The 23,082-nt window shown below is 39.6% G+C and carries 18 protein-coding genes; 8 read left to right on the top strand and 10 right to left on the bottom strand.

Annotation, left to right across the window (positions count from 1 at the left end):
* The first annotated feature begins 37 nt into the window (after positions 1–37).
* Both V7K89_RS08720 and psbA read left to right on the top strand, forming a co-directional pair.
* Positions 38–1,537 carry an MBOAT family O-acyltransferase gene (locus tag V7K89_RS08720; protein ID WP_335186253.1) on the top strand — a complete coding sequence of 500 codons (1,500 nt, stop codon included), beginning with the start codon at positions 38–40 and terminating at the stop codon, positions 1,535–1,537.
* 354 nt (positions 1,538–1,891) lie between these two features.
* Positions 1,892–2,974, top strand: a complete 1,083-nt coding sequence (psbA, locus tag V7K89_RS08715; RefSeq protein ID WP_335186251.1) for a photosystem II q(b) protein — start codon at positions 1,892–1,894, stop codon at positions 2,972–2,974.
* A 63-nt stretch (positions 2,975–3,037) separates the two neighbouring features.
* Here the strand turns inward: psbA and V7K89_RS08710 are convergent, their stop codons facing one another.
* The 3 genes from V7K89_RS08710 to V7K89_RS08700 all read right to left on the bottom strand — a co-directional run bounded on the left by V7K89_RS08710 (position 3,038) and on the right by V7K89_RS08700 (position 4,405).
* Positions 3,038–3,730 (bottom strand): PepSY-associated TM helix domain-containing protein, encoded by a 693-nt coding sequence (locus V7K89_RS08710; protein ID WP_335186249.1) that lies wholly within the window; start codon positions 3,728–3,730, stop codon positions 3,038–3,040.
* Entirely contained in the window at positions 3,633–3,962 is a 330-nt protein-coding gene (locus V7K89_RS08705) for a TonB-dependent receptor domain-containing protein (protein WP_335186272.1), read from the bottom strand. The genes V7K89_RS08710 and V7K89_RS08705 overlap by 98 nt, the downstream gene beginning before the upstream one ends.
* A gap of 146 nt (positions 3,963–4,108) precedes the next feature.
* Positions 4,109–4,405, bottom strand: coding sequence for a helix-turn-helix transcriptional regulator (locus tag V7K89_RS08700; protein ID WP_335186247.1), 297 nt, complete (start codon positions 4,403–4,405; stop codon positions 4,109–4,111).
* A gap of 1,009 nt (positions 4,406–5,414) precedes the next feature.
* Here V7K89_RS08700 and V7K89_RS08695 point away from each other — a divergent pair.
* The 3 genes from V7K89_RS08695 (at position 5,415) to V7K89_RS08685 (ending at position 9,837) form a co-directional block, all read left to right on the top strand.
* Positions 5,415–6,806, top strand: a complete 1,392-nt coding sequence (locus V7K89_RS08695) for a malic enzyme-like NAD(P)-binding protein (RefSeq protein WP_335186246.1) — start codon at positions 5,415–5,417, stop codon at positions 6,804–6,806.
* 193 nt (positions 6,807–6,999) lie between these two features.
* Positions 7,000–9,282: a PhoD-like phosphatase gene (locus V7K89_RS08690; RefSeq protein ID WP_335186244.1), complete on the top strand. Its 2,283-nt coding sequence runs from the start codon at positions 7,000–7,002 to the stop codon at positions 9,280–9,282.
* Between the two features lie 81 nt (positions 9,283–9,363).
* Positions 9,364–9,837, top strand: coding sequence for a hypothetical protein (locus tag V7K89_RS08685; protein WP_335186241.1), 474 nt, complete (start codon positions 9,364–9,366; stop codon positions 9,835–9,837).
* A 522-nt stretch (positions 9,838–10,359) separates the two neighbouring features.
* Here the strand turns inward: V7K89_RS08685 and V7K89_RS08680 are convergent.
* Both V7K89_RS08680 and V7K89_RS08675 read right to left on the bottom strand, forming a co-directional pair.
* On the bottom strand, positions 10,360–10,620 hold the full coding sequence (locus tag V7K89_RS08680; protein ID WP_335186238.1) for a hypothetical protein: 261 nt from the start codon (positions 10,618–10,620) through the stop codon (positions 10,360–10,362).
* Positions 10,621–10,624: 4 nt separating this feature from the next.
* Positions 10,625–10,861: a hypothetical protein gene (locus V7K89_RS08675; protein WP_335186235.1), complete on the bottom strand. Its 237-nt coding sequence runs from the start codon at positions 10,859–10,861 to the stop codon at positions 10,625–10,627.
* 296 nt (positions 10,862–11,157) lie between these two features.
* On the opposite strand from V7K89_RS08675, the gene V7K89_RS08670 reads away from it, so the two are divergent.
* Positions 11,158–11,811 (top strand): Uma2 family endonuclease, encoded by a 654-nt coding sequence (locus V7K89_RS08670; protein WP_335186233.1) that lies wholly within the window; start codon positions 11,158–11,160, stop codon positions 11,809–11,811.
* On the opposite strand, the gene V7K89_RS08665 is transcribed toward V7K89_RS08670, so the two are convergent.
* Positions 11,808–13,190: a DUF2079 domain-containing protein gene (locus V7K89_RS08665; protein WP_335186231.1), complete on the bottom strand. Its 1,383-nt coding sequence runs from the start codon at positions 13,188–13,190 to the stop codon at positions 11,808–11,810. The genes V7K89_RS08670 and V7K89_RS08665 overlap by 4 nt on opposite strands.
* A 51-nt stretch (positions 13,191–13,241) precedes the next feature.
* Positions 13,242–14,114: a hypothetical protein gene (locus V7K89_RS08660; RefSeq protein WP_335186229.1), complete on the bottom strand. Its 873-nt coding sequence runs from the start codon at positions 14,112–14,114 to the stop codon at positions 13,242–13,244.
* A gap of 489 nt (positions 14,115–14,603) precedes the next feature.
* Here V7K89_RS08660 and V7K89_RS08655 point away from each other — a divergent pair, with 489 nt between their 5' ends.
* The gene (locus V7K89_RS08655) at positions 14,604–16,166 is read left to right on the top strand and encodes an ArnT family glycosyltransferase (RefSeq protein WP_335186227.1); all 1,563 of its coding nucleotides are present in this window, start codon (positions 14,604–14,606) and stop codon (positions 16,164–16,166) included.
* An 18-nt stretch (positions 16,167–16,184) separates the two neighbouring features.
* Here V7K89_RS08655 and V7K89_RS08650 read toward each other — a convergent pair whose 3' ends face one another.
* The 3 genes from V7K89_RS08650 to V7K89_RS08640 form a co-directional block, all read right to left on the bottom strand.
* A complete protein-coding gene (locus tag V7K89_RS08650) occupies positions 16,185–17,384 on the bottom strand; it encodes a hypothetical protein (RefSeq protein WP_335186225.1) in 1,200 nt (399 codons plus the stop codon).
* 189 nt (positions 17,385–17,573) lie between these two features.
* Complete coding sequence (locus V7K89_RS08645; RefSeq protein ID WP_335186223.1) at positions 17,574–19,559, bottom strand: DMT family transporter; 1,986 nt, start codon at positions 19,557–19,559, stop codon at positions 17,574–17,576.
* A 45-nt stretch (positions 19,560–19,604) separates the two neighbouring features.
* On the bottom strand, positions 19,605–20,912 hold the full coding sequence (locus V7K89_RS08640; RefSeq protein ID WP_335186221.1) for a mannosyltransferase family protein: 1,308 nt from the start codon (positions 20,910–20,912) through the stop codon (positions 19,605–19,607).
* A 670-nt stretch (positions 20,913–21,582) separates the two neighbouring features.
* Here V7K89_RS08640 and dxr point away from each other — a divergent pair.
* Positions 21,583–22,779, top strand: coding sequence for a 1-deoxy-D-xylulose-5-phosphate reductoisomerase (dxr, locus tag V7K89_RS08635; protein WP_335186218.1), 1,197 nt, complete (start codon positions 21,583–21,585; stop codon positions 22,777–22,779).
* Positions 22,780–23,082: the final 303 nt, after the last annotated feature.

Genomic DNA, 23,082 nt, shown 5'->3' with positions numbered 1-23,082 from the left:
TCCCAATGACAAATAATTAATGACTAATGACTAAAAAATGAACTTTATATCAATTTTCTATGGGCTGTTCCTGTTGAGTGTATTAGGAATTTACTGGTCTTTAGCACAACATAAATTGCGATTATGGACGCTACTAATTGCTAGCTTGGTTTTCTATGCATCCTTGCATATTCAATACATACCATTACTATTAGCATTAACGTTTATTAATTTTCGTATAGGGCTGGAACTTGGTAACAACACATCACCAGGAAAACATTCTCTTGATTTACAAATTTCTAATGAAGAGTGGCAATTTGCTCAAGTTGATTGGAATCGTCGCCGTCTAAAGTTTTTGTGGATAGGTATAACTTTAAATGTTTTACTGCTATTAGCTTTTAAGTATTTTACTCCTTTATTCAAGTTTGTTTTTCATGTCCAAACAAACTTACCAGATAGCTCTTTTAAATTAATTGCACCCTTGGGAATTTCATTTTTCACCTTTGAATGTATTGCTTATTTAATAGATGTCTATCGCGGTGCCCATGCTACTGATAATTTTCTCAAATTTGCTACATACAAATTATTCTTCGCAAAATTGATATCAGGACCGATTACGCGTTACCACAACTTAGCAAATCAATTTAATACACTAGAATTACCCAGTACTAATAGAGTAGCCCAAGCGCTGTGGTTGATTGCTAGGGGTGCAGTCAAAAAAGGTATTTTTGCAGACCACTTGGGAATTTTCGTCGATTTATGTTTTGGTAATTTGCAACGGGCGGGTAGTACTGATTTGTGGTTAGCTACATTCGCTTATGGCTTGCAGTTATATCTAGATTTCAACGGTTATGTAGACATTGCCCGTGGTAGTGCTATGCTTTTCGGCTTAGTTCTACCTGAAAATTTCGACTTTCCTTATTTCAGCACCAATATTTCCGAATTTTGGCGGCGCTGGCATATCACTCTAGGTGATTGGCTACGTAACTATGTCTACTTCCCTTTGGGTGGTTCTCGTCAGGGTTTAGTCCGTACCTGCTGGAATTTATTTATTGTGATGCTAATTGCTGGTATCTGGCATGGTGCCGCTTTGGGTTATGTCGTTTGGGGCATATTCCACGGATTAGCCTTGGTGGTTCATCGACTTACAGATTCTATAAGCGATCGCTTTGAAAATCTAGAACAATTCTGGCAAAATCCTCTGGGTATCTTCGTTGCCTGGTTTTTAACTCAACTGATGGTTTTTACCTCTTGGATTTGGTTCCGTCTACCTAATCTCCAAGACTCTTCTTTGGTAATTCGGCATCTTTGGGGTTATCCGGCTGACGCCCAGTTTGCTGAAAAGGTCTATGTGGAAGCCTTAAATATGAGCCAATCCCAACTCGCTTGGGTACTTCTAGGTTTAGCTGCTCTTATGTCTATAGTCTATGCCTTCAATCGAATGCTGAAGTTAGAGTTTAACTGGCCCCTTAAGCTTGTCTTCGTCCCCCTATGTTTCTACGCTGTTTGGTTATTAGCTCCTGAAGGCAGTTTGCCCTACATCTACTTTGATTTTTAACAGAACTATCAGACAACATCATAGAATTTATTATCTCGTTACAAATTGACAAGACTTAAAATTTGTCCGCTCAGTTAATTGTAAAGAAGTGTAAAGGAAAGTAACTAAGCGATCGCGTCATTAAAAGTGATAGCTAGTTTATTGTTGAAATGGCTTAAAAAGCCTCAATCCATTACTTTTATCACCATTATTTCTAGTAGAAAAACTTTACAGTTCGATGAGCTTGTTAAAGAATTATGTTACAGAATATTAAGTCACAGTTCGCGTCAAAGTAAATTCATGTAGACTATATTTCAACAGGCGAAAATAAAACCGCTTGTTCCATTTTTAACAACCCATAGCACTTATAAAACAATGACCACAACCTTACAACGGCGCTCTGGCGCTAACGTATGGGATCGCTTTTGTGAGTGGATTACCAGCACCGACAACCGTATTTACATCGGTTGGTTTGGTGTACTCATGATCCCAACCCTATTAGCTGCTACAACCTGTTTCGTGATTGCTTTCATCGCTGCTCCTCCTGTGGACATCGATGGTATCCGCGAACCAGTTGCAGGTTCTTTGATTTACGGAAACAACATCATCTCTGGTGCTGTTGTTCCTTCTTCAAACGCTATCGGCTTGCACTTCTACCCAATCTGGGAAGCAGCTTCCTTAGATGAGTGGTTATACAATGGTGGTCCTTACCAATTGGTAGTTTTCCACTTCTTGATCGGTTGTGCTGCCTACCTCGGTCGTCAGTGGGAACTTTCTTTCCGCTTAGGTATGCGCCCTTGGATCTGCGTAGCTTACAGCGCACCTTTGGCTTCTGCTACCGCAGTATTCTTGATCTATCCAATCGGTCAAGGTTCTTTCTCTGATGGTATGCCTTTGGGTATTTCTGGAACATTCAACTTCATGATTGTGTTCCAAGCAGAACACAACATCTTGATGCACCCCTTCCACATGTTAGGTGTGGCTGGTGTATTCGGCGGAAGTTTGTTCTCAGCAATGCACGGTTCTCTAGTAACTTCTTCCTTGGTGCGTGAAACCACCGAAACCGAATCACAAAACTACGGTTACAAATTCGGTCAAGAAGAAGAAACCTACAACATCGTTGCAGCCCACGGCTACTTCGGTCGTCTGATCTTCCAATACGCTTCTTTCAACAACAGCCGTTCACTGCACTTCTTCTTAGCAGCGTGGCCTGTCGTCGGTATCTGGTTCACCGCTTTGGGTATCAGCACGATGGCATTCAACTTGAACGGTTTTAACTTCAACCAATCAATCATTGACTCCCAAGGTCGCGTCATCAGCACCTGGGCAGATGTAATCAACCGCGCTAACTTGGGTATGGAAGTAATGCACGAGCGTAACGCTCACAACTTCCCCCTAGACTTAGCTGCTGGTGAAGTTGCTCCTGTCGCAATGACTGCTCCTGCTATCAACGGTTAATACTTCAGTATTAGCTAAATAATAAAGCGCCCTCCAGAAATGGGGGGCGCTTTTTAGTTGTAATTATCTTAAAATGAGCCGTTTAATAAATTCTGTAGGAGATTTTGCTCGATAGCGATGCTTCCACATCACAAAGCCAGTAATGAATAAAATTAACGGTGCAAGTCCGACAAAGACGTAGAAAATACGAGATGGCAATCCCCAGAAAGTAGCGTAATGCAAATCGTTAAAGGAATTGAGAACGCGATCGCCTAATGATGTAGTTGCGATCGTAGATACTTGTAAAACCTTGCCGCTATACTGGTCAAGAAAAACATCGCCAAGATTAAAGTTAAACCAAAAAGTCTCTTCTGGTTTACTTGGAAAGCTAATTAGACTGAGTGATGCATTGGGCAAAGTAGCTTGAGCGATTTTTAATTGGTCTTTTAGTCCTAGCGGAGACTGACCGGAAATAGCTACAGAAACCAAATTGGGTTGAGGTTTGGAGAAGGTGACAGCGTAGATTATAGGGTTAACAAATTCAGAAAAGTTCCAGCAAAAGCCTGTGAAAAAGGTAAAGACTAGAAACGTAGCTGTAATGAGACCGGCAACTTTATGAATATCAAAGTTCACTCGCTTGGGATGGGCGTTCCATTTGATTTTGAAGCCAGCAATCAACTTACGCCAACCAGGCCATAAGATAATGCCTGTAATGCTTAAGATTGTGAATAGTAATCCCACAATGCCCACAAACTCGTCGATAGAATAGAGCTGCATCGAATCGAGTGTAGGCTGGTAGCTTAAAGTTGGGCGGATCGGATTGATCGCCGAGGCGATCGCTAACAAAATATGCGCCTAATCCAAAACCCAAGCCTTGCAAATTGCCGCTTTGAATTCTATAAGTTGTCCACAAAGAAGCAGAATGAGTTGGCGTAATTCTCAGCCTACTGCCCACCTCATACGTAGTATCTTCAGTGATAGGGATCGCACCAGTTTCATAACTCCACACACCCAACCAGATTTTTCAAAACAGAACAAAGTCTATTTTTGAGAATGATTTTTATCTAAACCCTGTTTATGAGAATAGCGGAAATTAAACGAGCACATATATACTGAAACCGGATTTTTTCTATCTGGATCGGGATCTACCTTTTGCTACAAGGCTTTTTGGTGATGATATTCTCTGGGAGTGATACCAAATTGCCGCTTAAACAGATAGCCAAAATGACTTATGCTTTCGTACCCTACTTGAGAAGCAATTTCTGCAACCGTGAAATTAGTGTCTTGGAGTAGCTGTTGTGCTTGCTCTAACCGCAAAGATTGCACATGTCCCAACACCGTAGTGCCAAATACTTCTCTAAATCCCCGCTTGAGCTTAAAGTCATTGAGTCCAATTTCGTTAGCTAGATTTAGTAGAGAAGATGGATTATGATCGCCCTGACAAAGTGACAAGACCGTTGAGAGCTTTGCCTATCAAGCTTTTAATCTATTTGACCTCTGCAAAGATAGAATCTTGTACTTTTACCCATAAATTGACCAAAAAATGAATCATAGCTTGACCAAAAGTTAACGTAATTTCAAGGTTTTCAAACAATCAACATTTCATCTTGTGAATCAAATAATGACCAATAGTTCAAAATTTGCATCATAATGCGACCAAAAGTTTAATTTCGGCATTATTCAAAAAACAAGTATTCAAACACTTCAATTTCAGTCTAAGTTTTGAACTTTTGTACTCAGATATGGTTCAAAACAGCCATGATATGATTCAAAAACATATTTTTATTTATATTTGAGTTGACGCTGATATTTATATGGCAGCGATCGCTCTGTTGCCACTCATGCGATCCCCTACTACGGCTTTAACTAAGTCAAAATGATAATCATGGAGAAGAGGGTAGTTGCGCGACGCGCAACTACCCTCTTCTCTCCTATACACGATAATCATTACCAAACAAATTACTCATATATGAAAACTGAAGTATATATTGTCCACCTAGTTTATGAAGCAGAAAGTGGCAATAAATGCCATTTTATGTTTCAAGTCACAAATCTTCTTGACAGACTTATTGACAATAAACCTTTTGCAAAATTATTTTGTGGTATGATTATAGACTTAAAAAAATGCATATCAAATCTATACAGAGAACTTTTGTTACTTCATTGGTATGTTTGATCGATATAAAAAGCAAATTTTTAAAAGACTCCACTGTATCATGAATTATTTATGCAAGAGGTCTAATAAAATTGCAGAGAAGCAAGCTAGCAAGAACGTCTTTGAGAGAAAACATCGCACTGCACTATGTTAGATTCAAGCTTACAACTCCTGCGGTTGAGGAATCAACTTATGGCGGCTTCTGTACTCAGCACTAAGTTTACATTTAGATTAATTGTGCGTGAATGTCTAGATTTTTATTAAGCAATTCAATATAAAATCAAAAACTTAAAATACTTAATCAATATGGCAGACCTAACTCCTAATTCTAGTTTTAGTTTGACACTACGCTTGCAGATTCCCAATCGTGTAGGAATGTTGGCATCGGTAACACAGGCGATCGCAACTACTGGTGGTAATCTCGGTCAAATTGATTTAATCGAGCAAACTCGCAAAGAATCCACCCGCGATCTGACTGTGGATGCTGCCAGTACTGAACACGCTGAAACTATTGTGCAAGCAATCAAGGCATTGCCAGATATCAAGTTACTTAGTGTTTACGATCGCACTTTTAATTTGCATCATGGTGGCAAAATCAGCATTACCAGTAGAATTCCCCTGAAGAGTGTTTCTGATTTGGCAATGGCTTACACGCCTGGAGTCGGTCGAATTTGTACAGCGATCGCTCAAGACCCAGAAGAAGTTTACAACTTAACCATCAAACAAAACACCGTTGCCATTGTTACCGATGGTAGTGCCGTTTTGGGTTTGGGAAATCTCGGCCCAGCAGCCGCCTTACCAGTCATGGAAGGTAAAGCCATGCTATTTAAAGAATTTGCGGGGCTGGATGCTTTTCCCATTTGTCTCGCCACCCAAGATACAGAAGAAATTATTCAAGCAGTTAAAAATATCGCTCCGGTGTTTGGAGGGGTGAATTTAGAGGATATCGCTGCACCTCGCTGCTTTGAAATTGAAAAGAGATTACGCCAAGAATTAGATATCCCCGTTTTTCATGATGACCAGCACGGTACAGCAATTGTCACCTTGGCAGCATTATTTAATTCTTTGAAACTGGTACATAAATCAATGGCGGAAATCCGCATTGTGATTAACGGTGCTGGTGCGGCTGGTGTAGCGATCGCTCGGTTACTCCGGAAAGCTGGGGCAGAAAAAATCTGGATGTGCGACTCTAAAGGAATTATCTCTATTAGTCGCACCGATTTGACAGAGGAAAAACTTGAATTTGCCGTGAAAGCTCAGGGTACGTTAGCAGGTGCAATGCAAGGGGCAGATGTGTTTATTGGTGTCAGCGCACCAGGAGTTTTGACACCAGAAATGGTGCAATCGATGGCGAAAGATCCAATTATCTTTGCAATGGCAAATCCGATTCCAGAGATTCAGCCAGAATTAATCAGTAAAGATGTGGCTGTGATCGCTACTGGTCGCAGTGATTACCCAAATCAAATCAATAACGTCCTTGCTTTTCCTGGGGTATTTCGTGGTGCTTTAGATTGTCGGGCCCAGACAATTACCATCAAAATGTACCTAGAAGCCGCAAGTGCGATCGCCTCTTTAGTTAAACCTTCAGACTTGAATCGGGAACATATTATTCCTTCAGTCTTTGATGAGCGCGTCGTCACTGCTGTTGCTGCTGCTGTGCAACGTGCAGCGCGTGAAGAAGGTATCGCTCGAAATTAACTAATAAGAATCACTCTTATGGGATGGGCATCTCGCCTGTCCCTGAGCTTTTAGGCTGCAATCTAATTTGCGCTATAAACTGATGTTAAACAGATGAGAATTTATGCATGATTGGTGATTAGATGAGTTGAAGCTACCAGTTTAGAAGCAAAGTAACACATCTAAAACACTGTCATTTTGTCAACTGTTTGCAATGAAGTATCAAGTTGGGGACGAGTTTTTACAAGAACTACCACTAATTTTAGGAGGGCCAATCCTCAAACATACTGAGCCAGAGTTAGTGACAGTATGGGTAGCACTGAAACAGTCTTGTCAGGTAGAACTTAAGGTTTATGACACCACAAATGATGGTGAGGTACTAGGAAATTGTTTGTTGGAGGGAGAACGCTCTACCGTTGCTCTGGGTAAGTATCTTCATGTAGTTTCCATTACGGCTCGGTCTAAGGTTGAACATCGTCTTACTGGAGGTCGCATCTATGCATACGACCTCCAGTTTCTTGTTGCTGACCAAACCACGCAAATGCAACAAGCATTATGTGCAAACTCTTCTCCTCCAGTCAGCATCAGCTACTTCGATCATCAAAAACCAACCTTTGCTCTGCCACCAAAGCATTTTCAAGATTTGCAAATTGTCCATGCTTCCTGCCGTAAACCTCATGGTCATGGGTTTGATGCACTGCCAATTCTCGATAGTATAATTCAGGCGTCAGCAAATCAACCCCAACACCGCCCTCACCAGTTGTTCCTCACTGGAGATCAAATTTATGGAGATGATGTAGCAGATCCGTCGTTGTGGGTTGCCACTACTCTTGGTGATGCCCTTTTGGGTTGGGAAGAACAACTGCCGGTGAATGGAATGTACTGCATTCCCGAACAAATACCCCCTGGAGAACGGGCTGATGTGGCGACACAAGCTGGCTTGACCGCAGGATTACATAATAAAGCTGAGAAAGTCAACAATCATCTTTTCAGTCTGGGTGAATATTACGCTACTTATTTACTAGCTTGGTCGCCAGTGTGTTGGCCGATCGCATTTCCCCAAGGACATCAAGTAAGGCGCGATCGCCGTGCTATCAAAAAGTGGAACCGAGAAGTCCAGCATTTACGCCAATTCATCTACACGCTTTGGAAAGTGCGCCGCGCCCTTGCGAATATCCCCATATACAGTATCTTTGATGACCATGATGTTAGTGATGACTGGAATTTAAACCAAGCTTGGTGTTTGCGAGTACTGGGGCATCCTTTAGGGCGAAGAATAGTCCAAAATGCATTGTTAGCTTATACGGTATTTCAGGGTTGGGGCAATACACCAGGGCAATTTACAGCAGGAAAATCAGGTGAAAAGCTGTTGGCGGCTGCACAAGTTTGGTCTGCTTCCCAAGGAACGGATGCAAAGGCTAATGAAGCGATCGCTCGTTATCTAGGAATGCCAGCCAGGGATCCCCATACAGACTTACCTGTTTTACTCCGAGACGGTTCAGTATTCATTCTGGATCGACATCCTGAAGCAATCACTTGGAACTATATAGTCCGCAGCGATTGCCATGAAGTAATTGTGCTGGATACGCGGACTTGGCGGGGTTATCCAGCCGATCAAAAACCAATTGCACCACCAATGCTGTTGTGTCCCAAAGCCTTTGAGCAACAACTACTTTTACCTTTACAACAAGTAACTGAAGAAACTCAGATTCAAACTACATTTGTGATTGCACCCACAAATGTATTTGGATTACAAGTGATTGATTGGATTCATCATTGGCACTTACAACAGGAAAAAGTGTTTTCAACCGATGTTGGAGATGCCTGGAACATTAATGTTGAAGCCCTGGCGAAATTTCTAACCACCTTGTTTGAGGAACGCCAACAAGTCGTTATTCTTTCTGGAGATATCCATTACAGTTCTGTTGCTCACTTATCTTATGCCCGCACCCATTCCAAATTACAGTCTGTCTTGGTACAGTTAACTGCTAGTGCATTGAAAAATGAAGAGATTTTAACGCGGCTAATTCATACACGATTGAAAGATTGGCTGCTACCAGAAAAGCTGCGACATTGGATAGGCTGGATCGATCCACCCAATATGGTAGAAATTTCCGAGAAACAATTACAGCATAATCGCCAGCTGCTGACTAACTCTGAATGGCATTGTGTACTGGAGTGGATACCTAGAAACAGTGTTCAGCCTTCTACCTACACAGCAGATATATTATCATTGAAAGCTCCCTGGAAACGAACCGAAAATGCTAAATGGAAATGGTTGCAACCCCTGATCTTTTGGAAATCTCGTTGGTTTCAGGACGGGCGAGAAGTAGTAGGATTGAATAATTTAGCTCTGGTTCACTTTGAATTTGCCGATGAGAGTAGTTCTGGCAAAGTTATGCAAGATTTGTACTGGTTTTCTTCTTGGTATCCAACTCAAATTGTTTACAGCCGTTTTGAGAGCCAGTTAACGCCCAATCAGTCTTTATTACGATGATCGGCTTTGCTCTGTGAATAGGAATTTTAGTTGTATATGTGGGCACTCTAGATTTAAGAAACATACTGGAGAGTGATTTCTATGTCTACGACCCCAATTAGTGCAACACTGGCACAAACAGAGAGAGATGCTGTGTTGCAAGCGATTAGCACGATTAAAGAAAAGTTACCATTTTTAGTTGATTTGAGTTCCGATGATCGCAAGACTTTACCGAAGATGGGGGATAAGAGTCGCGCCTTTGTCAGCAAAGCATTAGAGGTGGCGGCGCAGAACCCAGAGTTTTTACCGCGATCCTTCGATTTGGATGAAATGCGAAAGGACGTGCAATTATTTGAAGCATTGTATCCTGTGTTGTTATCTTTGACACAATTGCAAGAACTCGTGGATGATACTTCTTTGGCAGTAGGCAGTGAAGCTTATGCAGCGGCGTTGCAGGTGTATAGCTACGCCAAAGCCAGTGGACAAGGGGCGGGTTTAGATACAGTGGTTGCGGAAATGGGAAAACGATTTACTCGTAAACCTGTAAAGTTGGAGCCTAAAGAACCAATGTTGTAGAAAATAAGTTGGTAGTTGCACGTCAAAAGTAAAACGTTAGAGCTTCAGAACTTGAATGTTGGAGTTAAAAGCACAACATTTCGAGTTTTGAAGCTCAATTTTTGGAGTTCAGAAGCTCAACGTTCAAGCAAAAAGGTGCAACTTCCGAGTTCAAAGGCTCAACGTTCCAGCAAAAAGGTGCAACTTCCGAGTTCAGAGGCTCAACGTTCAAGCAAAAAGGTGCAACTTCCGAGTTCAGAAGCTCAACGTTCAAGCAAAAAGGTGCAACTTCCGAGTTCAAAGGCTCAACGTTCGAGTAAAAAGGTGCAACTTCCGAGTTCAGAGGCTCAACGTTTGAGCAAAAAGATGCAACTTCCGACTTCAGAAGCTCAACGTTCGAGTTTTAAGCTTCATTTTTTGAATTCAGAACTCGAATGTTGAAGTGTTGAGGACAAAGTTTTTAGTTTTGAATTTCAACAATCAAGTTCAAAACTTAATTATTGGTGTTTTCTAGACCTAATGTTAAAATTTAAGAGAGTAAATTTAATTGTATAACCAAGTATTACGAAGAGTTTCTCTTAGAATTCTTTGACTTTGGTAAGAATTAGATTGTGGAAGAGAGATATAGATTTTATCTTGTTCAAGGCAATATTCAACAAACGATTTTGTAATAGTACGCCAATCCTGGAAGGTTAATTTTGCAGTATTTATAAGATTTCTGGTTTCTTCGATATACTGTTGACTACTAACAGGAGTCATCAAAGCCATTTCACTCATATAAACCCCTTCCTTGTCATCAATCACAAATTCATAGTGAATACGTCCACAGTCTGTTGCGATTCCCAGCAGTCAGCAGATAGTCAACATAGCCAGAATCTGTATGAGGTTCTGTTCTAATGCCTGATCTATCCCATCCCAAAACCTCTACAAGTATACGATCAATAACTTGGAAACGTGCATCTTGCTCAGTGTCAAGTGGCACGTTCTCATCCATTAACTCTACGTAAATTTGATCAAATTTTTCTTTTGCTTGATCGATATTCATGAGTAGGCAATTTCTGACAGAAATTAAAGAAATAAGTACTTATGAACTATAAATATATCTGTAAGTATAGTGTCATAACACGGTAGCTCAACCTTGCAAAAAAGTCTACTCTTGAAACTTTGTAAAACAAATCGTTAAATTGATACACAAATTTTATTTAGGTTGAGCGATCGCCTTTCAACCTCGCTCATCCAACCTCAGAACTCCAAGGTTGCACTTCAGAGGTTAAAAAGTTGAGCTAGAAGTTTAGAATTTGAGTTACAAGAAATATAGATTACTGGCATAAGGGTTAGGCAATGAGTGAAACTCAGACCCAGTTACCGACAGATACATGGATTTGTGCTTCTTGGCAAGAGTATGAGCAAGCGATCGCTAACTTGCTCAAGGAGAAAGGAAAGAGTTACTACTATAAGGGGCACATGAGGCTGGAGATGGCACCAGTTAGTTTTGATCATGGTAAAGACCATGTTGTAATTATTTTTGCAGTGACTCTATTTGCGGCACTTAAAGGAATACTGGCGACAGGTTTAGACACAACCACTTTTCGTAAAACTGGTGTTCAGGACTGTCAACCCGATGTAGCGTATTACCTTAGAGAACGCGCCCAAACTATCCCAGCAGGTACAGGGATTGTCAACCTTGATCGCTATCCTGTACCGGATTTGGTGATTGAGATTGCGAAAACATCTCTGCTGGATGATTTGGGTACAAAGCGATCGCTCTATGAAGAGTTAGGTGTTGCTGAATATTGGGTAGTAGATGTTCAAAATGCCCAAATCATTGCTTATGCTATGGCAGAGCAGGGTAGTAAACGTATTCAAGAATCACAAGTATTGCCGGGATTGGCGATGTTTACTTTAGAGGAAGCTTTACGCCGTAGCCGTGAGATGAATCAATCTGAAGTTGGGGCTTGGTTATTGAGCCAGTTTCAGCAAAAGGAGTATTGTTAACTAATAGTTTTTTCAAAAAGATATACATCATCTCGTTGATATTCCAAGTTAAATTTAGACTGATTTTTGAAGATATTTACTAAGTTAGAAAGAGATTCTGAAGTTGCAGCCCAACCTGGATGGCGAACATTGAGCAAGACATAATGAAACTTGTTCAATTCTGTAATATCTTCAGAAGGATTATATTTAAAACTAATTAGCTGTCTGTGGGTTAAATGTGGAGTAATTATATCTGTAGTCAAAACACTATCTTTAGTCTTCACTAAAGCGATCGCCTCTTTTGTGGCTACCCAATTATCTATATTATGGAGATATTTTGAGCTAAAGAAACCAAATTTACCAAAAACCAAAAACCAAATTAAAGACCACAAAATAATTGCTCGTCTTTGTTTTAGCCATGCTTTATCTGCTGCTAGGCTAGCAATTAAAACTAAAATCAGAAATGGAATTACTGGTAAAGAATAATGTAAAACTAGATTTTTTTGCGAAGGATGATCGGCAAGTAAATTTAGTGCTATACAAGGAATTATACTTATCAATGGTGTGAGGTATTGTGGTCTGAAACCCCAAATAACAGGTAATAATAAAAAACATAAATATTCTAAGTTTATAGTTGAAAAAAGGTTGTTAAAAATGATTCTTGGTTGGAGAAGTAATATTTGTACCATTTCAGAAAAGGAGTTTCCCAAATAGCTATAGCGATAAAGATGACGGTTCAATAAGGTTGCTTCGCTACCAAAATAAGGGATGATCATCCAGTTAGCAATCAAAAACCATATTGTCCCAGCAATAATGGCGATCGCACCGTATAAACGTCGCTTTTCAAACAAGAGTAACCAAATCCCCATCGCCACCACAGTCAGTGACAATACAGCCTTACAACCTAATACCACAAGAATACTGACGCAAAACCAAGCTATTTTTCTTGATCTAGCGGTCAAAACTGCGAACAAAAGGGCAGGGACTGCGATCGTATCAGGGTGAAAATCACAGAGATTGCTATTATAAACCACCGGATACATTAAATATACAGCCATAATTGTGACTGCTAAATTTTCTTTTAAACCAGCTTGTAGTGCCAGAAAATATGTAGGTAAAGCACCTAAAGCTAAAGCAATAGACTGTATTGCAAACAGCCAATAAACACTAGGGTAAATTTTGTACAATAAAGCTAAAGGATATAAAATCCAAGCAGCATGATCGGCTAAAATATGAAAACCAAGTACTGAAGAAACTGGCGGTTTTCCTTGACTCATTAAATAAATACATTGGTCAAAAAATGCTAAATCCCCAGATGAATTAAATAATTCGTGTCGGAAGCTACTGGAGATAAATAAAATTAAGGTACTAATACCTATAATTACTTTGATATGATTCATTTTTGACAGTTTCACTGTTATTTAAATCCTACTTGCTTTAACTAACTTTTCTTATTTAAGATTAGAAGAAAATCCTGTTTGTAAGTTTGGATAAATCAGATCGCACTTTTGCACAATAAACCAGAGAGCAAAACCTAAAGGTATTGAAAACAACTGAATAAATATAGGAGTTCCCAAGTAACTAAATAATGATGCCAGTTGCACGACTATAGCTACCCAAAAATATTGCGGAAAGTAAAAGGCAAAGATAATCGAAATAATATCAGCAGGATAAAAATATCTTTGATGCATTTTGGGCAAAATATATGGCATAAATAAAACTGAAATAGTAGCTAGGTGTATCAGTCTATTTTGAGTAATTTTTAGCTGACTTTTATAAACAATGTATGCTAATAAAAATATTATAGATGCAGTTAACGTTAAACCGATAGGCACAACAATATTATATAAATTATTAGGAATCCATTGATAAAGATTAGGCACACCTTTCGCCAATTCTTTATATTTATTAGCTTGGCTAAAGTAGATTAATAGCAATTCTTGTATTGGTCTTCCCATCAACCAAGGTGGCAAAACTAAAACTATATATACCGCTGGAATTAATGGTAAATAATACCAATGGATTCTTTTTTTGAACAAAAGAGCTAATAATAGAGGTGCTAAAAACATCGCTTGCAACTTAAAAGAAAGTCCCACACCAAAACTGAGTAAGGCAGGAATTTCTTTTTGAATACACAAAAAGTAAATGCAGGCAATCATCCCTGTTGTGTAGATACTGTCACATTGACCCCAAAGGGCACTATTATATATCACAGTTGGACTCAAAATAACTACCAAAAAAGCAAAGATTGGTTTACTACTCTCTGGGTATTTTAGTCGAACAATTTTGTAAGTTAAAAAGCCACAAAGAAAATCAACAGTCATCGCAAAAAGCTTGATTGTGAAAATTTTTGGCAATCCAGAAAGTAGGGTGGCAGCAATTAAAATCCAGTAGAGGTAGGGGGGTGTATAGTCGGCAAAACTATATTTAAGAGCGTTTAACCCACCATGAGATGCAATGAAATCATACCAAGGCACTAAGAAAGATTTATAATCAGAGGATTGATTAGGAACACAAACCAATCGGATCAGTACTGCTAAGATAATTCCAATAGTTAGGTATCCAGAAACTGGAGATGGGAAAAAGGTTAAGAACCTATTAAACAGAGATTTCACTAATTTTAATAATGTTTTGTCTGAAGTTGTCGTCATAAATTGTATTTGTTATTCAAAAATGATGAAATCATGTCAAAGTATCTATTCTTTTAGCAAAGTGTTGAACAGCCTTTGCTGTAATATAAGACTGGTTTACGAAGTTGCTATGATGCCATATAAAGCAAGTTTTAGTGGGGATATCCTGGAGGTTTGAGAGAAATGATTATCCCGATTTTAGATATACGTCTATTCCGAGAAAAGGAATGGTTATTTAGCCTAGTGATAATATCTCTATTTCTATGGCTGATATTTTTGGGAAACTCCCCTTTAAGAGATTGGGATGAAGGTACTGTGGCACAAGTTGCTCGTGAAATTTGGCGTGCCCCACTTGGTTCAATGCATTGGCTTTACCCCACCTTGGGAGGAGAACCTTATCATAATAAGCCACCCTTGATGCACTTGTTAATTGCTTGGACTTATTCGATCGGCGGCGTGAATGAGTGGACAACACGTTTACCAGGTGCAGTGTTAACTGGCTTGGGAGTGCCTTTGCTTTACTTGGTGGGATGTTTGCTTTTTAACCAAAGTTTACCAGCTCTGTTTGGCGCTTTAGTTTACCTGACGATGTTGCCTGTGGTGCGTCACGGAAGGCTAGCAATGTTAGATGGTACAACTATTACCTTTTTCTTACTGCTGTTGTTTTGTTTGCTAAAAGCACGTCAGAATCGTCGGTATGCTCTCGGTGTAGGATTTTGTCTAGGGTTAATCACTCTTACGAAAGGGATGATAGTTTTGCCGCTAGGGGCGATCGCAACTTTATTCCTGATTGCAGATCGACAATTCGCTTTGTTAACAAGCCCCTATTTATTGGTGGGAATATTTTTAGGAAATGCACCAGCGATCGCTTGGTTTGCTGCTCAATGGCAACATTATGGCGAAACTTTCTTTCAAGTAAATTTTCAAACACAAACCTTTGATCGCCTGACACAACCTGTCGAAGGTCATAGTGGCCCACCCTGGTACTATTTAATTGAGTTAATTAAGTATAGTCTTCCGTGGCTATTATTTTTACCGTCAAGTTTTTATCTAGCTTGGAAAAAACGTCATACTTCTTGGGGTCATCTAATTCTAATCGGTACAATTTTTTATTTGGTAAGTATCTCTTTAATGAGAACTAAACTTCCATGGTATGTTATGCCTGTATATCCATTTTTAGCTTTAGCAATTGGTGCTAAACTTAGCGAAATTTGGCAGTACGGTCATTTTAAAGTGCGAAGTTGGACAATATTTATGGCTATTATTGCCATTGCTGGCTTAGGAGGTTGTATTTACTTTATTCTTGCAAAAAAAGAGCCTATCTTAATAGTCATGAGCATTATTTTGGCAATAAGTATGAGTACGATAGTCTGGTTAATTAGACAACGCGATCGCAACTTTATTCTAGTGTTATTTTCTGGGATGTATTTAGTTTTAGCACTGTTGATGAGTTCGCAATCATGGATTTGGGAATTAAAGGAAGCTTTTCCAGTTAAACCAGTAGCGGAATTAATTCGGGCAAATGTTTCACCAGGAACAAAAATTTATACTTCTTTTGCTTATGGGCGTCCCAGTTTAGACTTTTACTGTGATTGTAAAGTAACTCCTGCAACTGTACCCACTTTACAACAAATATTATCTAATAAATCTTATTTGCTATTAGAGAATTGGGCTTTACAGCAAATTAATATAACTGGTAGTAAAATTATTGGAGCGACTGAAGGTTTTACACTTGTTTTACCATAAGTTAAACTCTTAATTAATTTATCCTTTAGGTACATATTCTCTAAAATTTAGCTTTGGATAAATCAAATCACACTTTCGCACAACAAACCAGAGAGCAAAACCTAAAGGAACCGAAAATAACTTGATAAATATCGGAGTTCCCAAATAGCTGAAAAATGATGCCATTTGTACAACTATAGCTACCCAAAAATATCGCGGAAAGTAAAAGGCAAAGATAATCGAAATAATATCCGCAGGATAAAAATATCTTTCATGCATTTTGGGCAGGATATATGGCATAAACAAAACTGAGATTGTGGCTAAGTGTATCAGTCTGTCTTGAATAATTTTTAGCTGACTTTTATAAATAATATATGCTAATAAAAATATTGCAGATACAGTTAACGTTAAACCGATAGGCACAATAATATTATAAAAATTGTTAGGAATCCATTGATAAAGATTAGGTGCGCCTTTTGCTAATTCTTTGTATTTATTAGCTTGGCTAAAGTAGATTAATAGTAATTCTTGTATTGGTCTTCCCATTAACCACGATGGCAAAACTAAAATTATATACACTGCTGGAATTAATGGTAAATAATACCAATGAATTTTCTTCTTGACTAAAAAAATTAATAATAGAGGTGCTAAAAACATCGCTTGCAACTTAAAAGAAAGTCCTACACCAAAACTGAGTAAGGCAGGAATTTCTTTTTGAATAGATAAAAAGTAAATACAAGCAATCAATCCAGTTGTATAAATACTGTCACATTGACCCCAGAGAGCACTATTATATATAACAGTCGGACTCAAAATAACTACCAAAAAAGCAAAGATGGGTTTACTACCATTTGGGTATTTTAGTCGAACAATTTTGTAAGTTAAAAAGCCACAAAGAAAATCAACAGTCATCGCAAAAAGCTTGATTGTGAAAATTTTTGGCAATCCAGAAAGTAGGGTGGCAGCAATTAAAATCCAATATAGGTAGGGCGGTGTATAGTCAGCAAAACTATATTTCAGAGCGTTTAACCCATCATGAGATGCAATGAAATCATACCAACGCGCTAAAAAAAACTTGTAATCCACCGATTTATTTGGAACACAAAGCAATCGAATCACCACTGCTAAGATAATTCCAATAGCCAAGTATCCATAAACCGGAAATTGCAGAGAGTTTAAGAACCTATTAAACGGAGATTTCACTAATCTTAATAATGTTTTCTCGGAAGCTTTCGTCATAAATTGTATCAGTCTCGTTGACAGTGTTTAAATACTACAGCAGATTTTAAGTTAGTGACGTACAAAAGTACCCCACCTGCACCCATATAAATTTCATTAAAGTTTTATAGTTTGGGTAATATTCTCACACTACTTATACAAGTTAAATGTGGAACAGCTGATCTTTGTTAACTAGCTGTCATACTGCTACTATCCTTCGTTTGTTACTTGAACAATCGATTGACTAGATTGGGCTAGATAGATACCTGCTAAAACTACAGCAAAAGTAGCCCAGTCAAACAAACCTACTTGCTCTGAAAAAATGAACCAAGCAAAAATGGAAGCTAGGACTGGTTCTAAAAGAAGCGTGACGGCAACAACGCCTGAAGAGATTCTACTGAGACTATAAGCTAAAAGTCCCTGACCCAGCACCTGACAGAAGAGAGCTTGGAAAATGATGAAAAACCAACCTGTCCAGGAATAGGGCAATAGTCTATCTTCAAGGAATGGCAGGACGGGTAGTAGAAACATTGTTGTCACTCCACAGCGCCACAGCATGATAGTTGCAGTGCTAAATCTGGTTCGGAGTCTTTCTATCAGCAGCATACATGTAGCCATGAAAACCGCAGTTAGCAATGCTAATGCATCACCTAATATTTGATCGGTTGCAAATTGCACCTTATTGAGTTCAAAGGCGATCGCTCCTCCCAAAGCGATGACCAGACCAATCACAAATCTGTTGTCGAAACGCCGACCAAATAACAAATACCCAGCTAAAGCAACAAATAAGGAGTTCAAATTAGACAGTAAAGCTACGTTAGCAACACTAGTTTGACTCAGCGACCAAGCCCACAATAGAAGGTAGGTTCCAGCAGAGGTTCCCATTGCCAACAATAGCCACACTTCTTGACTTGTAAAAGGCTTCTGTTCTATAGATTGGTTATCAAGCAAGGCAGAAGTAATATTGCCTTCTGCTGACTGCCGACTGCCTCCTTCAACAGACTGTTGGTAGCGGAAAGCCTCAAGTCCATTCCAAAAACCAAAGACAACTGTCGCAATCCAACTGCGATGAAATACTACAGCATTTGCGCCAATTTCTTGTTGACATAATTTGGTCAGAGATGGTGCTAAAGATATGGGAATTAGAGCAAACAATAATGAGACAGTTCCTAATAAAGCAGGTGTTTTGGAGAATTGTTGCTTTAGTAATGACAGTTTGATCGTCATACTTTGAACGAAAGTGTTAATTATATTTTTGACTGATTCTTGAAACGGCAAATTAACAGCCTCTTGGCTAGATACGGCTAAGTATAAACCTATTAAAACTACAGCGAAACCTACCCAATTTGAGAAAGTTAATGTTTCCGAAAAAATTACAAGAGCGAAAATGCCGCTAAATACTGGCTCTAATAGATGCACCAAGGAGACAACCACAGAGGAGAACTTGGCAAGGCTATAGGTCAAAAGCCCATGACCTAAAACTTGGCAAATCAGCGCCAAGAAAATTACCCAAAGCCACCCACTGACTGTAGAAGGAAAAAGCTGATCTTGAGTAAACAAAAGTATAGGGAAGAGTGCTAAAGCCGCGATCGCACAGATCCACAACTGAATTGTAGCCGGAGAAAATTTGGTTCGTAATTTTTCTACGATCAGCAGGTATGCACTCAATAAAATCGCCGAAACGATGGCAGCCAAGCCTCCTTGAACTTCATCTGTAGCGATTTGCAACTCCTCAAATTCAATAGCGATCGCTCCGCCAAGGGCGATGATCATCCCAATCAGGAATTGATTCTCAAAACCCTGATGAAATAACAGCCACACTCCTAAGCTAGTAAATATGGGAGCGAGGTTATGCAACACACTAGAAATCGCAACGCTAGTTTGAGTCAGCGACCAAGCCAACAAAACTAAAGTGGCAGCCCAAAGAATACCAGCACCTAACAATAGCCACAGATCCTGACTGGTGTAGGGTTGCTGTTCTATTATAGGTTTGTCTAAGGAAAATCGCTGCCGTATTGCCTTGTATCCATACCAGAGTAAGAAGACCACACTAGCAAGCCAAAAGCGATTAAATACAGTGGCACTGGGGCTAAGTTCAATTTCGCTCAATTTCATAAAAATAGAGCCAAAAGATATGGCAGCTACACCTAGAAATAATGAAGCGATCGCTATTTTCGTTTGATTGAATACATTCATCAGGAAATTTAAATTCAATTTCTTCGCAATAATGGATCGAACCTTCTACCCAACCCAATGCTCTTGGGCAAATCCTACAGCTATTTTGGCTAGTAGTATCACAAAAGCTCCCAATATTAAATATCCCTGACGAGGATGGCGAGATAGCAGCACTCCAATTGCTATGTTCAAAGGCACAATACCGTAGGCGAGACGGCTCAATGAGATAGTGCCTCCAGAAGCTAGCAGCAAACCAATACCACAAAAGCCATAAATAACTGTAACTGGAGTCAGTTGCCTGTGTAAGCGCCACAACACACAGCCACCACCTAAGACCATGAACAAGTTAAGGAAGTTATCGATCCACTGTTCGCTCGCCAGAGTCAACAAAAATAAGACTAAACCATAAAAGCCATAAAATAATTTTACAGAACTAAAACGTTGACGGAAATGCCATAAAAGATAGCTACTGACAACAATCGCACCAAATAATAAGAGATACCAGGGGTCTTGAATCCCGCCAGAGGAGTTTTGAACCCAGCCAAATTGCCAATTTTTACTGCCAACGGCAATTTGCATGAACATATTTAACCAACCCTGCCAATCAAACCCAAGGGAAGGTCGCCATCCCCGCTGTGCTTTGATATAAGCTAAAGGGTCGCCAAAATCAATTGCACAATACAAACTGAATAGAAGTATGCCAATAGCAGTAGTGAAACTAGCTATATAGGCAATGGCTGGTCGGCGTTCTTTCCAAGCTGCGATCGCTAATGCTGGAATTAGTGCCATACCTGTAGGACGTGTTGCTGTCGCCATCGCGCCCCAAAGAGCAGTCCAGCCATACTGCTTTTGATCGAACGCCCGCAAAGTTGCCGTACTCAAAAACAAATACAGTCCCTCTGTGTAAATTACTCCTGTAAACATCGAAGCTGGATACAAAGAAAGCACAGCGGTTACCCAGTGTGCTGTATTGATGCCATACTGATCCTTGACCCAAAAATACAAACAGTAAAGTGCTGCAAAAAATGCCAAGTTGTTGATTAATGTGCCTGCCAATTCAAACGGTAAGCCCAACTTCATCAAAACCCAGATGCTTAAGGGAAACAGGGGAAAGAAGGCCAAATTATGTTGCTTGTCGTCATTTACAAATTCATAACCAGAAGTTGCGATCGCTCGGTAATGGATACTATCCCAGGCATCAAAAACACCCCAGCTAAAACGCGGCAAAAATTCCTCTGCTGGTAACGGTAGTTTTGGCGCAACCAGCAACATAGCTGTCCAGATAAATATTCGACTGCCAAGCCATATTGCTGCTGGAAACAGGAAATCACTTTTCCATAAAACTTTTTTTATAACTATCTGAACTTTGACCATAGGGTTGAGTGCTTCAACAAACTCCTTTGTGCATCCTTTTACCTATGGCTGTAACACAGCAATTTATGAGTAATATTTTGCATATTAAACCCTCCACCAACATAATTAACAAACTGGACAGATTAGCGATTAATTGAAATTATTTCCTATTTGGTCACTTTTGCCAATTTTCTCGGAATTTATCTTTAAAATATAGTATTAATAAAGACAATTTTTGTCTAGTTATAGCAGTAACCAGATGGGTAAGGTGCAGAAAGAAAAATGATCCGCATAGGAGCGCACAGCTCGCTGTAGTCCCCGATCCGTGTACCTCATTCAAATGAGAATTGCTATATATGAATAATGAGCAACTTTAGTACTTTAAGTAGAAGGGCTTGATTAAATTAAAGCTTGTAGTAAGTGGCTTTAGTCCTTGGGTATCTTACATAGAGCGATAAATCACTCACTACGAACAAAAGTTTTATCTTACATTTAATTATGTCTACCTACTTGTAGCTAACAGTCTATCGAATTGAAATTAACGGATTGGGACTGTTGCAGGGACAAGGACACGAGGAAACTTCTCCGTGTACTTGCTTCTTTGCATCAGTGTATCGATTATGGTGATTGCTGTGATTAAAGAGTCCCCAGCAATTTATAGTGAGAGTTGTCTGTAAATCCTTAAGCAATTGTGAAAGCGATTACTCTCGTTGGTTCCACTGGTTCTATTGGTACTCAGACTTTAGATATTGTCACTAACAACCCAGATCAGTTTCGGATTGTGGGATTGGCAGCTGGTAACAATGTCGAAATGTTGGCTGCTCAAATTCGGCAGTTTCGACCAGAAATAGCAGCCATTTGTTCAGAAGATAAATTACCAGCGCTCAAAGAAGCTATCATTGACCTCGATCCTCAACCGATTCTACTGGCAGGTGATGCCGGAGTGATAGAAGTCGCTCGCTATGGTGATGCCCAAACCGTTGTTACTGGTATCGTTGGTTGTGCTGGTTTGCTACCGACGATCGCAGCGATTGAAGCTGGTAAAGATATTGCCTTAGCGAACAAAGAAACTCTAATTGCTGGGGCCCCTGTGGTTCTTCCCCTAGTTGAAAAACATGGTGTAAAATTACTCCCTGCCGATTCCGAACATTCCGCAATCTTTCAATGCCTCCAAGGTGTACCCAAAGATGGCTTACGGAAAATTTTACTCACTGCATCGGGTGGTGCTTTCCGTGACTGGGATGTAGAAAAGTTAGCAAATGTAACTGTTGCTGATGCCTTGAAGCATCCTAATTGGTCAATGGGACGGAAAATCACAGTAGACTCTGCTACTTTGATGAATAAAGGACTGGAAGTAATTGAGGCTCACTTTTTATTTGGCTTGGATTATGACGATATCGAAATTGTCATTCATCCTCAAAGCATTATTCACTCGCTGATTGAACTGCAAGATACTTCAGTTTTAGCTCAACTCGGTTGGCCTGATATGCGCTTACCTTTGCTATATGCTATATCTTGGCCTGATCGCATCTACACCGACTGGGAACGACTAGATTTAGTCAAAGCTGGAAATTTAACCTTCAGTGAACCAGATCACCAGAAATATCCTTGTATGCAGTTGGCTTATACTGTGGGTAAAGCTGGTGGTTCGATGCCAGCGGTGTTGAATGCCGCCAATGAGCAAGCTGTAGCTTTATTTTTAGATGAAAAAATTCGGTTTTTAGATATTCCTCGGTGTATCGAATGGGTGTGCGATCGCCATCAAAATGATAACCATGCTAATCCCTCTTTAGATGACATTTTGGTAGCAGATAAATGGGCAAGACAAGAAGTTTTAACAGCGACTGAAAAGTTAGAAACTCAATCACGGATAATTTCTCTGCGATAAAAACCTTTAGTTCAGATTGGACTGAGGATTAGAAATTGATGCCTAGTCCCCAATCTCTAATCCCCAGCCTTTAATCTAATTAATATGGAAATTATTTCACTTGATGGCAACAAAAAAGTTAACAAATAAAACTTCGTTTAACGTCCTAGCCTATGCTTCGACTGCTATACTATCGAAGATTTTCGAGAGAGAGTTGATACAGCTGTTCGTTTATAGCAGTTCCTGCTTGAGTGCAATACAGTATGGGATGATGGAGTATATCAACGTCTAAGTGCCTGTAGAATGAAACCTTACTCCTGTGAT

This window comes from Nostoc sp., from assembly GCF_036917515.1.
GTDB lineage: Bacteria > Cyanobacteriota > Cyanobacteriia > Cyanobacteriales > Nostocaceae > Nostoc.
This window is presented reverse-complemented; position numbering and strand designations above follow the sequence as displayed.